Below are 12,712 nucleotides of genomic sequence, written 5' to 3'. Positions count from 1 at the left end.
TATCGAACTCTTGTTCCATTATCGTCAAGCCGAATTGTCCCGGACCCGCATGATGCGGTCCTCGCCGGCACGACCCGGCCGAATCCTTCGATTGTCGAAGCATCTAGGGTGGGACGTGTGGATCGCTACCAGTACCTCCTGCTGATGGCGGGGTGCGTCCTGATCACGCTCCCGCTCGAGTTCCTGTTCAAGGCGCGCGTCTATCGCCGTTGGCGCCTGCTGCTCCTGAGCCTGCTGCCGGTGGTGGCCCTGTTCTCGCTCTGGGACCTGCTGGGGATCGTGCGCGATCACTGGACCTACAACCCGCGCTTCATCACCGGGATCCATCTCGGCCCGATGCCCTTGGAGGAGTTGGTCTTCTTCCTCGTCATCCCCGTCTGTGGGCTGCTCACCTACGAGGCGGTCGGCACCGTCCTGACCTGGCTCCGCGGTCGGCGGGAGGCGGAGCATGGGTGAGTACACGCTGCTGACCCTGGCCGGCATCCTGATCATCCTGCTCATCGAGTTTCTCTGGCTGCGGACGGGGCTGTTCCGGCAGGCCCAGTACTGGATCGCCCTCGGCATCGTCTTCTTCTTCCAGTGCCTCGTGGACGGCTGGTTGACCAAGCTCAGCAACCCGATCGTGCTCTACAACCCCGACCATCACCTCGGCGTGCGGTTCCCCTGGGACATCCCGATCGAGGATTTCGGGTTCGGTTTCGCGATGCTGACCCTGACCATGTTGATCTGGGTCCGGCTGAAGCACGGTCGGGGCGAGCGTTCGGGTCGTGCCGGGGTACGCGGGGACGGCGCCCCATGAGCCGTCCTCCCGGCGCACGTCGGCGCCTCCTCGCGCGTGACACGCGTTGGCGCCCCGGCCGGGACCGCCGGGCGGTGCGGCACCCGGGTCCGTCCGGTCGACCGCGCACCGCGGCGCCCCTGCACGTGGTCGTGATCGGCGGCGGGATCGCAGGACTGGCGGCCGCCACCGTGCTGGCCGAGCGCGGCGTACGCATCACCCTGCTGGAGCGCGAGGCCCAGCTGGGCGGGCGCGTGCGCTCGTGGCCCGTCGGCGACAACGCCGACCGGACCATGAGTCGGGGTTTCCACGCGTTCTTCCGGCAGTACTACACGCTCCGCGCCCTGCTCCGCCGAGCCGATCCGGAGCTGTCCGCCCTGCGCCCCGTCGGCGACTATCCCCTGCAACTGGCGGACGGGCCGACCGACTCGTTCGCGGCGATCGGGCGCACACCGCCCTGGAGCATCATCAACTTCGTCCGCACCAGCCCGACCTTCCCGATCCGCGCCCTGGCCGACGTGGACGTGCCGGCTGCGCTGGAGTTGGTTCGCACCAGGTTCCCGCAGACGTTCATCGAGCATGACGGCGAGTCCGCGCAGGCGTTCCTCGACCGCCTGCGGTTTCCGCACCAGGCCCGGCACCTCGCGCTGGAGGTGTTCGCGCGGTCGTTCTTCGCCGACCCCCACGACTTCTCGGCCGGCGAGCTCATCGCGATGTTCCACACCTACTTCACGGGCTCCGCCGAGGGGCTGCTGTTCGATGTGCCGGTGGACGACTACGACACCGTGCTGTGGGCGCCGCTGGGCGGCTACCTCACCCGGCTCGGCGTGGACATCCGGACCGGCACCGAGGCGACCGCGCTCTCGCTGGCCCCGCAGCCACGGGTCACCCTCGCCGCCCTCGGGAGCCTCCCGGAGACGATCACCTGCGACGCCATCGTCCTGGCCACCGACCCCGGGCCCACCCGTGCCCTCGCGGCAACGTTCACCGACCCCGCGCTCCGCGACTGGCAGGCCCGGGTCGCCGCCATCCGGAGCGCTCCACCGTTCGTGGTGTGGCGACTGTGGCTGGACCGGCTCGTGGACCCGTCCCGCCCGGCGTTCCTCGGCACGGCCGGCTTCGGCGTTCTCGACAACGTGTCCGTCCTGGAGCGCTTCGAGGCGACCGCCGCGGCATGGACCGGTGTGCACGGGGGCTCGGTGCTGGAGTTGCATGCGTACGCGGTCCCCGATCCCGACGAACCCGTCCTCCGCGCCGAACTGCGCCGCGAGCTCACCAGGGTCTTTCCCGAGACGGCGGCCGCTGAGGTGCGGCACGAGGAGTTCCTGGTCCGCGCCGACTGCGGGCTCATGGGCGTGGAGCCCTGGGCGGACCGGGCGGGGGTGGAGACCCCCGATCCCCGGCTGGTCCTGGCCGGGGACACGATCCGCTGCGCCTATCCCGTCGCGCTCATGGAGCGGGCCGCCGTCACCGGCGTCCAGGCCGCCAACCAGCTGCTGGCGGCGCACGGCGTCGCGGGCGAGGATGTCTGGACCGTCCCCCTCCGCGGTCTGTGGCCGTTCGCGTGGCCGCGTGCCCGTCAGCGCTGACGCAGTTGCCAGGTGCGCTCGGCGTACTCCAGATCATCGACCCACAGCTGCCGCGCCGCCCGCCGCATGAAGGGACGCACGAGGGGCGCAACCCCGCGCACCGCCCGGAACCCCGCCCGCTCCGACGTCGCGATCGTCGCCTCGACCACCATCGTCCGCGGCCGACCGTCCGGCCCGGTGCCGAGCGGCGTCGCATGGGTCTCGACCACTGATCCCCTGCCCTCGCCGGCCACGATCTCCATCGAGATCGTCCGGGCATCGGGGCAGGTGAATTCGGCCCGGACGGGGACGCCCCACCGCCGGTTGAGTCGATAGGCGACGTCCAGCACGAGCTTCTCGTCGCTGCTCGCCGCCTCGTCGACGGTCAGATGGGAGAACGCATAGGGATGGAACCAGCCGCCGTGCCACGGGTCGAGCCGGTTGGCGATCACGTCGCGCGGCTCGCAGACGCCCACCTGCGCGACCACGGCCGCGATCGAGCCGGCCGCCTCGGGACGGGGCCCGATGACGGGCGCGTCCGTCGGTTCCTCACCGTCCATCGGCAGGCGGACCCAGAGCAGGACGCCGTCGTCGTACGCGGGCCAGCAGCGCCACGCCGCCCCCGCCTCGTCCGGGAGCGCCATGCCGTGCCAGCGGCACAGGATGCGGTCACCGTCGACGATCGAGCCGCCCAGGTCGGCGCCCAGGTGCGGACAGGCCCCGGGTCCGGCGCGCAGTTCCCCGCTCCCGGTGCGCCACAGCACGACCTCCCGGCCGTCGACGACCACGCCCACCGCAGTCGCGCCTGCCGCGGCTGCCGGCTGAGAACGACGCGCTCCGCGCATGAGGGATCGATGGTCTCCGACCACGAACCACCCGCCGGCGTTCCGCGTCAGCGCCTTGTCCAGCGATCGGGCGATCCGCGCCGGGCTCGCCTCCCGCCACGTCGACTCGAGCACGCGCGGCTCCGGCTGGGGCAGCCGCTCCAGCGGAATCCGGCTCGCCGCGAACGGCGGCCCGCCCACGACGATGCGCCCGGCGGTGGCGGCCTTCTGCCAGGTGGGCACGCGACGCCGCTCGCTGAACACGTCGTAGTCGGCCGCCTCGATGCGCTCGAGGATCCGGGCGTAGAGCAGGTGCGCCGTGCCGACGCACCGGGCCGACGCGGGCGGCAGCATCCCGATGCCGGGCTCCGCGGCCCGATAGAGCTCACGGTTCCGCGCGATCTGCTCGACCAGGAAAGCCCGCCACTGCGGGGTGACCCGCCGCAGCCACGGGTCCGCGCCGTGCCGGGCGAGATCGTCGCCGGGCAGATACACCCGGCCGCGATCCAGGTCCTCGCCGACATCCCGGATGAAGTTCGTGAGCTGGAACGCCAGGCCCAGCTGACGGGCCGGCTCCAACGCGTCGGCGGTCCGCGGCTCGAGCACCGGCAGCATCATCTCCCCGATGACCGCCGCCGAGCCCTCCATGTAGCCGTCCCGCAGTTCCGGCCACGAGCCCCAACTCGTCCGGGTCAGGTCCAGCGCCATCGCGCCGAAGAACCGGTCGAAGCACTCCGGATCGATCTGCCGCCGCAGGACGGTGTCGATGACCGCCGCCATCACCGGCTCCGCGCTGGTTCCCCGCTGCAGTCCCTCGGCGAACCAGGCGGCGAACTGGGCCAGGCGCTCGCCCGGCGTACCCTCCATCGGCACCGACAGGTCCACCTTCTCCGGCTCGTCCACGATGTCGTCGGCGAGCCGGCACAGCGCATACACCGCATGCACATCCCGCCGCTGCGCCGGCGGCAGGATGGCAGCGCCCCAGAAATAGGTGGTCCCGTGCGCGCGGGTGAGCTCGGCACAGCGCCGATAGCCCTGTTCGAGCAGCGCGGTCATCGCAGATACTCCCTCACGCGCGCGGCGGCGAGTTTGCCGGAGATGAGGACCATGGGCACGCCGACCCCCGGCACGGTGCCGGAGCCCGCGAAGACGAGCCCCGGCAGGTGCCGCGTGACATTGCCCGGCCGGAACGGCCCGGTCTGGGCGAACGTGTGCGCGAGCGCGAACGGCGTGCCGGCCGCCATGCCCTGCGCAGCCCACTCCTCGGGGCCGACGAGTTCCTCGACCGCGACGTCGCTCGGATAGCCCTCGGCGTCGAGGAACGCGTGCAGCCGCTCCCGCAGGGCGGGGCGTTCCCGGGCCCAGTCGACGGTGCCCACCGCCAGATTCGGCACCGGCTCCAGGACATAGAGCGTCGAGCTCCCCTCCGGCGCGGCGTGCGGGTCATCGAGCGACGGCACGCAGACCAGGCGCGACGGGTCGCGCATCAGCCGCCCCCCGTCCAGCAGATCGTCGAAGGCATCGGACCAGGCAGCACCGAAGTGGATGTTGTGGTGCGCGATCCCGGGCGTCGGTGTGTCGCGGACGCCGACGTGCCAGACGACTGCCGAGGGTGAGTACGCCGGCCGCCGCAGCGCTCGCGGCCTCGGCAGGTCCCGCAACAGCGTGGCATAGGCCGTGGGGAGATCGAGGGTGCACACCACGGCATCGGCGTTGATCTTGGTGCCGTCGGCAAGTTCCACGCCACAGGCGGCGCCGTCGCTGCGGGTGAGGACGCGGCGCACCTCCGCGTCGAGGACCACCTCCGCCCCCGCGTCCGCGGCAGCGCCCGCGAGCGCCGCGGGAATCGCGTGCATGCCCGACGAGCCCGCCGCGGGCTCGGGGAAATAGACCCCGCGGACGCTGTCCATGTAGGTGATCACGGCGTAGATCGCGAGGGCGTCGTCGGGGGCGAGGCCGGCGTACATCGCCTGGAACCCGAACAACCTGTGCAGCCGCGGGTCGCGGAACCGCCGGCGCAGCAGCGGCCCCAGCCGGCCGAAGCCCCCCATCCGGACCAGCCGCGCCGCGGCTCCTGGGTTGGCGAGGAGACCGGCCGCGGAGTCGAAGTTGCGATCGATGAAGTGCGGGATCTCCAGGTGATAGAGCTGTTCGAGCCAGGTGACGAAGTCGTCGTACGCCGCCGCGTCGGCCGCCGAGCACTCCCTCGCGATCTCCTCGCGCATGGCCTCGTGACCGTGGCGGACGTGGAGGGTGGAACCGTCGGCGAAACGCGCGCGGTAGGCCGGGTCGAGCCGGTTGAGCGTGAGCCGGTCGGCGAGGTCGGCCCCGACGGCCGCGAACGGTTCGGCGAGCAACTCCGGCATCGTGAACACGGTCGGGCCGGTGTCGAAGACGAACTCCCCGCGCACCAGCCGGCCGGCCCGGCCGCCCGGGATCGGGGCGCGCTCGACGACCACGACGCGGTGGCCGGCGGCGAGCAGATGACAGGACGCGGCGAGACCGGCGAGGCCCGCACCGATGACGACCACCTGGCCCATCAGCTGTCCCGCCAGGCGATGCGCTCGGCCATCGCGATCAGGCCGGTCACCCCGGCCGCGGTGAGCGGTGCGTCCGTCAGCGCAGCAGCGGCGTCCTCGACTCCCTCGCGGATCATCGCCTCGACCCGGTCACGGACTCCGGCCTCGGCGAGGCGGCGCAGCAACAGCGGGACGTCGGTATCCCGCGCCGCCGGGGTCCCCACGCGCTCCAGCGCTTCGGCGGCAGCACCGCTCACCATCTCCGCCGCCAGGCCGAGGATCACCGTGGCCTTGCCGTCCCGCAGATCGTCACCGGCCGGCTTGCCGGTCCGCGCCGGGTCGCCCCAGATCCCGAGCAGGTCGTCGCGCAGGGCGAAGACCTGTCCGACCGCGCGGCCGTAGTCGGCGAGAGCTGCGTACGCCCCATCGTCCGCACCGGCGGCCAGCGCGCCCATGAGCAGGGGGCGTTGAACCGTGTAGGCACCGGACTTCAGCCGCGCGACAGCCTCGGCATGCGGCAGGTCCCGGCGCCGCGCGGCGGCGCCCGTGAGGTCGGCGCGCTGGCCGACGATGAGCTCGACGCTGAGGTCGAACCAGCGATCGCGCAGGGGCCCCGGGAGGTCGCCGACGAGCCGGTCGGCCTGTGCGTGGGCCAGGTCCCCGAGGAGGATGGCGAGGTTGACGCCGAACTCGTGCGAGTCGCCGGCTGCGCCGGCTGCGCGGTGGGCGCGGGCGGCGACGACGTGGGCAGCCGGTTGTCCGCGGCGGGTGTCGGAGTCGTCCATGACGTCGTCGTGGATGAGGGCGAAGGTGTGCAGGATCTCCAGCGCCGCACCGACCCGCACGACCGCGTCATGGCCGCTGGTGCCGGGCCGCCCGCCCGCCGCCGCGAAACCCCAGTGGCACATGCTCGGGCGGACTCGTTTGCCGCCACCCAGCACGAGGCTGCGCAACCAGGCCGGCAGATCCTCGGCCAGCACGTCGACCCCGCCGCCGGGCGCGCAGCGCTGCCAGATCTCCGCGAGCCGGTCGGCCTCGGTCGCCAACAGCGCCTGAACCGGGTCTAGAGTGCAGGCGACGCCGAAATCGTCGTGCCAACGCGCGATTGCCGCTGTCATGGGCAGCCCACCCTGGCTGCTCGGCCGAGTCGGTGTCGAAGAGATCCCATCGATGGGCACGGGGGTGTCAACGTGGACGCACTGGAGCCATCGGCGGAACGGGAGCAGGTGCTCGCGGTCGCGGCGTTGGTCCGCCAGGTCTCCGAGGCCGCCAACCGATATGCCGACACGGTCCGCCGCCGCCTCGACATGGCTCCCAGCGACATGACGGCGCTCGCCCTGATCGCCGCAGGCACCCGGGCGGGCGAGCCGTTGTCACCGGGCGCGCTCGCCCAGCGGCTGCGCCTCTCCGCCTCCGCCGTCACCTCGCTCGTGGACCGACTGGAGCGGGTCGGCCATGTGTCGCGCACCCCGCACGACCGCGATCGGCGCCGCCAGCAACTGCAGGTCACCGACAGCGTCGGCGAGATGACCGCCGTGGCGTTCGGTCCGCTGCGGGAGTCGCTGCGCGGGGCACTGGCGCAGCACAGCGACGCGGATCTCGCCACCGCCGCCGCGGTGTTGCGGGACGCCGTGGCGGCGATCGAGAGGCTCGGCGACAGCGCCGACAGCACGTGACAGGTCGGTCTTCGCATGGCGCTCCAGGTCAATCCTTCGATCGTCGAATAGTCAGACGGTAGCAACTACTCCTCCACGGGGTGGGGCCTGGGTGGCTCCATTTTCTTCTCCATACCCAGTTTCGACGCTGTCACGCGGTCCTGCGCGCACCACATCGACAAGGCGGCAGGGATCTGTATCGACAAGATCACAGTTCGGCAAAGGAACCGCCGGAAGCCCGGAATCGGGCAGGGCTCCGCTTAGGGTGAACGGACCGCGATCCCCATGGACAGGACCCGATGATGTTGTCCCGCCGCACGTTGCTCCAATCCGTCGCCGCCCTGGGTGCGGCAGGTTTCACCCTCGGCACCGCCGCCTGCACCACCGGCGAGGGGGTTGACCTGGACGGCGGCGGCGAAGGCGGCGGTGGCGCCGGCGGAGCCGTCCTGACCGCCGCGATCGCGGGCGAACCGGATCAACTCGACCCGCACAAGACGACGGCGTACTTCTCGTTCCAGGTCCTCGAGAACGTCTTCGACACCCTCGTCGAACCCGACGACAACCTGGAAATGCAGCCGGCTCTCGCCGAATCCTGGGAAACCAGCGACGACCAGCTCACGTGGACCTTCAAGCTCCGTGACGGCGTGCGATGGCATGACGGTTCGGAGTTCACGAGCGAGGACGTCGTCTATACGTTGCGCCGCATCATCGACGAGGAACTCGGCAATGCCTATCGCCTCGCCGCGGTGGAGACGATCGAGGCCCCGGACCCGACGACGGTCGTGATCACGGTGTCCCAGCCGGCCGCGAACCTGCTGGCCGCCCTCGGGGGCTACAAGGGCATGGCGATCGTCCAGAAGGCCAACGTCGACAGCGGTGACATCACCCGCCAACCGATCGGGACCGGTCCGTTCAAGGTCGGCAACTATGCAGCGGGCCAGAACATCACGCTCGAGGCCAACCCCGATTTCTGGGGCGGCGCACCCGACCTGGGCGGCGTCACGTTCCGCTTCATCAGCGAGGGCAACACCGCCCAGACCGCCCTCACCAACGGCGAGATCCACTGGACCGACTCGTTCGAGCCACAGCAGCTCCAGCCGCTGGAGGCCAACGACAACGTGACGGTCGGCAACGTGCCCTCGTCGGACTACTGGTACATCACGATGAACCAGCAGAGCGAGCCGTGGGGCCGGGTGGAGGCGCGGCAGGCGGTGGCGTACGCCATCGACCGCGCCGCGATCGTCCAGGCCGTCAGCTTCGGGACCGCCGCGGAGAACCAGCTCGCGATCCCCCGCGAGAGCACCTGGTACGTCGAGCACAACCCCTTCCGCACCGACCTCGACCGGGCACGGGAACTGCTCGGGGACGGTCCAGGCGGGCCCGTCCGGTTCCTGGCCACCAGTGAATATCCGGAGACCGTCACCGTCGGCCAGATCCTCGCCGACGTCCTGCGGCCGCTCGGATTCGAGCTGCGCATCGAGACCGTCGACTTCGCTACCTGGCTCGATCGGCAGTCCGCCGGCGAGTGGGACATGCTCATGCTGGGCTGGCTCGGCAACATCGACCCGAACGACTTCTACTACAACCAGCACCACTCGGGCGGGTCGAACAATCATCAGGGGTACGCCAACCCCCGCGTCGACCAACTTCTCGACGAGGGCGCAGCCGAGACCGACCAGGATCGGCGCAAGCAGATCTATGGCGATGCGGCGAAGATCATCGCGGACGAGTGCAGCTACATCTATCTCTACAACCCCGCGGTCCTGCAGGCCTGGCGCAACGACGTCACCGGCTATGAAACCCGGACGGACGCCGCGATCCGGTTCCGCAAGGCAGGCCTGCAGGCCTGATGCCGGCGTTCCTCCGCCACCCTCTGGCGGCCTTCACGCTGCGGCGCATCGGCTATTCGCTGATCGTGCTGCTCGGTGTCATGGTCGTGGTGTTCCTCATGCTCCAGCTGGTGCCCGGGGATCCGGTGCGGATTGCCCTCGGCACCCGTTACACCGAAGAGGCCTACAACGCCCTCCGGGCCGCATCGGGACTCGACCGGCCCCCGGTGGAACGGTTCTTCTCCTATATCGGCAACGCGCTCACCGGCGACCTGGGGGTGAGCTTCCGCAGTGGCCAGCCCGTGACCGTCATGTTGCTCGACCGACTGCCGGCCTCGTTGTCGCTCGGCATCACCGCGGTCGTCGTGGCCCTGCTGATCGCCATCCCCGCCGGCACGTGGGCGGCCATGCGCGAGGGTCGGGTGACGGATGCGATCGTGCGCGTGACCAGTCAGTTCGGCGTCTCGATCCCGGACTTCTGGCTGGGCGTCCTGCTGATCCTGGTGTTCTCGGCGAACCTCGGGCTCCTGCCGTCGTCGGGTTACGTTTCGCTGGCCGATGACCCGTTGGGTTGGGTACGCAGCGTCATCCTCCCGGCGGCCACCGCTGCCCTGGTCGCGGCGGCGATCCTCACCCGCTATGTCCGGGCGGCCGTGCTCGATGTGGTGTCGACGGGCCACGTCCGGACCGCCCGCAGCAAGGGTCTGGCGGCACCGGTCGTGCTGCGCCGCCACGTCCTGCGCAACGCCACCCTGCCGATCCTCACGATCACCGGCATCCAGATGGCCACGATCATGTCGGGGCTGATCGTGGTGGAGGCGGTCTTCGCCTGGCCGGGACTCGGCCGGCTGGTGCTGGACGCGGTGAACGGGCGCGACTATCCGGTCATCCAGGGCGCGATCCTGTTCATCGCCGGCTTGTTCCTGCTGATCAACTTCCTGGTCGACCTGCTCAGCGCTCTCGTCGATCCCCGCATCCGGGTCGGGTGAGGTTGCCATGAGCGAACGCAGACTGCCCTGGTGGCGGATCCTGGCCCACAATCCCGTCACGGTCGCCGCCGTGATCGTCCTGCTCCTGGTGTTGATCGCGGCCCTCGCGGGACCGGCGCTCGCACCCTATGGGGTCAACGCCACCGATGTCTCCCGCGCCCTGCAGCCGCCCTCGGCCCAGCACTGGTTCGGCACCGACGAGATCGGCCGCGACATCTTTTCCCGCGTCCTCGCGGGCACGCGCGTCTCGATGCAGGTAGCCCTCCTCTCGGTCGCGTTCTCCCTCACGGTGGGCGTAACGATCGGGGTCGTCGCGGGCTATGTCGGCGGCCTGGTCGACACGGTCCTGATGCGCTTGGTGGACGTGTTGTTCGCGTTCCCGGTGGTCCTGCTCGCGCTGGCGATCATCGCCATCCTCGGCCCCGGGCTGTGGACGACGACCGTGGCGGTCGGCGTCGTCTATACCCCCATTTTCGCCCGCGTCTCCCGGGCCAGCACCCTGTCGGTCGGCGTCGAGCCGTTCGTGCAGGTGTCCCGGACGATGGGCACCGGCCACGGGTTCATCCTGTTGCGCCGGATCCTGCCCAACATCTCCGGCCCGATCGTCGTCCAGACCTCGGTGTCCCTGGCGTTCGCGATCCTGTCCGAAGCGACGCTGTCGTTCCTGGGCCTCGGCATCCAGCCGCCGCAACCGTCATGGGGCCGGATGATCTTCGACGCCCAGGCCTATTTGTTCCAGTCGTGGTGGATGAGCGTCTTCCCGGGCGCCGCCATCTTCGTCACCGTCCTGGGCTTCAACCTCCTCGGCGACGGCCTCCGCGACATCATCGATCCCCGCCAGCGCAGCCTGATGGAAACGAGGATCCGCCGATGAGCGCGACTCGGGCCGATGGAGCCACGACCACCGCGGCCCTGAGCGTGCGCAACCTGAACGTCCGGATCGGCCGACGCCACATCGTGCAGGACGTCTCCTTCACCGTCGAGCCCGGCAAGACCCTCGGGCTGGTCGGCGAGTCCGGTTCGGGGAAGTCCATGACCGTGCTGGCGGCGACGGGTCTCCTCGACGCGCCCGGTGCGCGGGTGCAGGGTTCCAGCATCCTCGGTGGTGCCGAGCTCGTCGGCGCCGGTCCGGGGCGGCTGCGTCGGGTCCACGGTTCGCAGGTCGGTTTCGTCTTCCAGGATCCATCGACCTCTCTCAACCCGCTGCTGACGGTGGAACGCCAGATCACCGAGAGCCTCGAGGCGCACAGCTCGCTGACACGGCGCGCGGCCGTCGACCGCGCCCGTGAGCTGATCGAGGCCGTGGGGCTCCCGGACCCGCCGTCGAAACTGCGGGCATATCCCCATCAACTCTCCGGCGGCCAACGCCAACGCGTGATGATCGCGATCGCGCTGGCCTGCGACCCACAACTGCTCATCGCCGACGAGCCGACGACCGCCCTCGACGTCACCACGCAGAAGCAGGTGGTCGAACTCGTCCAGGACCTGCAGCACCGCACCGGCACCGCTGTGGTGTGGATCAGCCATGACCTCGGCGTGATCGGCCGCGTCGCCGACGATGTCACGGTGCTGCGGGAGGGCCGGGTCGTGGAGCAGGCACCCGCGGCGCAGCTCTATGCGGAGCCGGAGTCGGCGTACACCCGCGAACTTCTCAGCGCCCGGCCGGCTCTCGGCAAGAAACGGCCCGCACCGGCCGGGGACGGTGCGCCAGTGCTGACGGTCGAGGGCCTCTCGGTCACGTTCCGCGCCCCGCGCGGGCGGACGATCACCGCGGTGGACGACGTGTCGTTCACGGTCCGCCGCGGACAGACGCTGGGGCTCGTCGGTCAGTCCGGCTCCGGCAAGTCGACGATCGCCAACGCGCTGACCGGCCTGGTCAAGCCGTCGGCCGGGGCCGCGACCCTGCACGCCGACGCGGGGACGCACCGCGACGCGGATCTCCTCCGGGTCCCGTGGTCGCAACGGCGGACGACCCGGCGCCGCGTGGCGATGGTGTTCCAGGACCCGTTCGCGTCCCTGGACCCGCGCAGCCGCGTGAGCGAGATCATCGCCGAGCCCCTGCGGGTGCACGGACTCGCCAACGGCCCGGCCGGGCGTCGCCGACGCGTCAGCGAGCTGCTCGACCTGGTTGGGCTTGGGGATGAGTACGCCGAGCGGCACCCCCACCAGCTCTCCGGCGGCCAACGGCAGCGCGTCTCCATCGCACGGGCGCTGGCACTCGATCCGGCCGTGCTGATCCTGGACGAGTCCACCTCGGCGCTCGATGTGTCCATCCAGGCGAGGGTCCTGGACCTGCTCGCGGAGCTGCAGCGTGATCTCGGGCTGACCTATCTGTTCATCGCCCATGACCTCGCGGTGGTGCAGCAGATGTGCCATGACGTGCTGGTGCTGCGCGACGGGCGGACCCAGGAATACCGGGCGGGTGCGGAGCTGTTCGCGGCGCCGGCGTCGGCGTACACGACCGAACTCCTGGCCGCCGTCCCGCCGGCCGAGCCCAAGTCCGTCCGCCCCGAATGGTGAGGCCGCCGAACGCAGACGTGGACGCGCGGG

At 70.9% G+C, this 12,712-nt stretch carries 11 protein-coding genes; 8 read left to right on the top strand and 3 right to left on the bottom strand.

From position 1 onward, the window contains the following. Positions 1-117 precede the first annotated feature (117 nt). The 3 genes from ACQ260_RS11355 to ACQ260_RS11345 are packed head-to-tail and all read left to right on the top strand — an operon-like array spanning position 118 to position 2,367. Positions 118-456 carry a lycopene cyclase domain-containing protein gene (locus ACQ260_RS11355; RefSeq protein ID WP_432559543.1) on the top strand — a complete coding sequence of 113 codons (339 nt, stop codon included), beginning with the start codon at positions 118-120 and terminating at the stop codon, positions 454-456. Further along, complete coding sequence (locus tag ACQ260_RS11350) at positions 449-799, top strand: lycopene cyclase domain-containing protein (RefSeq protein ID WP_432559542.1); 351 nt, start codon at positions 449-451, stop codon at positions 797-799. The genes ACQ260_RS11355 and ACQ260_RS11350 overlap by 8 nt, the downstream gene beginning before the upstream one ends. Beyond that, positions 796-2,367: an FAD-dependent oxidoreductase gene (locus ACQ260_RS11345; protein WP_432559541.1), complete on the top strand. Its 1,572-nt coding sequence runs from the start codon at positions 796-798 to the stop codon at positions 2,365-2,367. Before ACQ260_RS11350 ends, ACQ260_RS11345 begins: the two co-directional genes overlap by 4 nt. Here the strand turns inward: ACQ260_RS11345 and ACQ260_RS11340 are convergent. The 3 genes from ACQ260_RS11340 to ACQ260_RS11330 are packed head-to-tail and all read right to left on the bottom strand — an operon-like array spanning position 2,358 to position 6,807. Further along, positions 2,358-4,226: a DUF5914 domain-containing protein gene (locus ACQ260_RS11340; protein ID WP_432559540.1), complete on the bottom strand. Its 1,869-nt coding sequence runs from the start codon at positions 4,224-4,226 to the stop codon at positions 2,358-2,360. The two genes, ACQ260_RS11345 and ACQ260_RS11340, sit on opposite strands and share 10 nt — an antisense overlap. Next, a complete protein-coding gene (crtI, locus tag ACQ260_RS11335) occupies positions 4,223-5,710 on the bottom strand; it encodes a phytoene desaturase family protein (protein ID WP_432559539.1) in 1,488 nt (495 codons plus the stop codon). The genes ACQ260_RS11340 and crtI overlap by 4 nt, the downstream gene beginning before the upstream one ends. Continuing rightward, complete coding sequence (locus ACQ260_RS11330) at positions 5,710-6,807, bottom strand: polyprenyl synthetase family protein (RefSeq protein WP_432559538.1); 1,098 nt, start codon at positions 6,805-6,807, stop codon at positions 5,710-5,712. Before ACQ260_RS11330 ends, crtI begins: the two co-directional genes overlap by 1 nt. Before the next feature lie 72 nt (positions 6,808-6,879). On the opposite strand from ACQ260_RS11330, the gene ACQ260_RS11325 reads away from it, so the two are divergent. The 5 genes from ACQ260_RS11325 (at position 6,880) to ACQ260_RS11305 (ending at position 12,682) form a co-directional block, all read left to right on the top strand. After that, positions 6,880-7,365, top strand: a complete 486-nt coding sequence (locus tag ACQ260_RS11325; protein WP_432559537.1) for a MarR family winged helix-turn-helix transcriptional regulator — start codon at positions 6,880-6,882, stop codon at positions 7,363-7,365. A 278-nt stretch (positions 7,366-7,643) separates the two neighbouring features. Beyond that, on the top strand, positions 7,644-9,194 hold the full coding sequence (locus tag ACQ260_RS11320; RefSeq protein ID WP_432559536.1) for an ABC transporter substrate-binding protein: 1,551 nt from the start codon (positions 7,644-7,646) through the stop codon (positions 9,192-9,194). Then, the gene (locus ACQ260_RS11315; RefSeq protein WP_432559535.1) at positions 9,194-10,162 is read left to right on the top strand and encodes an ABC transporter permease; all 969 of its coding nucleotides are present in this window, start codon (positions 9,194-9,196) and stop codon (positions 10,160-10,162) included. Before ACQ260_RS11320 ends, ACQ260_RS11315 begins: the two co-directional genes overlap by 1 nt. A gap of 7 nt (positions 10,163-10,169) precedes the next feature. Further along, entirely contained in the window at positions 10,170-11,036 is an 867-nt protein-coding gene (locus ACQ260_RS11310) for an ABC transporter permease (protein ID WP_432559534.1), read from the top strand. Then, complete coding sequence (locus ACQ260_RS11305; RefSeq protein WP_432559533.1) at positions 11,033-12,682, top strand: dipeptide ABC transporter ATP-binding protein; 1,650 nt, start codon at positions 11,033-11,035, stop codon at positions 12,680-12,682. The genes ACQ260_RS11310 and ACQ260_RS11305 overlap by 4 nt, the downstream gene beginning before the upstream one ends. Positions 12,683-12,712 lie beyond the last annotated feature (30 nt).

The organism is Ammonicoccus luteus (assembly GCF_050880385.1).
Classification (GTDB): Bacteria; Actinomycetota; Actinomycetes; order Propionibacteriales; family Propionibacteriaceae; genus Enemella.
This window is presented reverse-complemented; position numbering and strand designations above follow the sequence as displayed.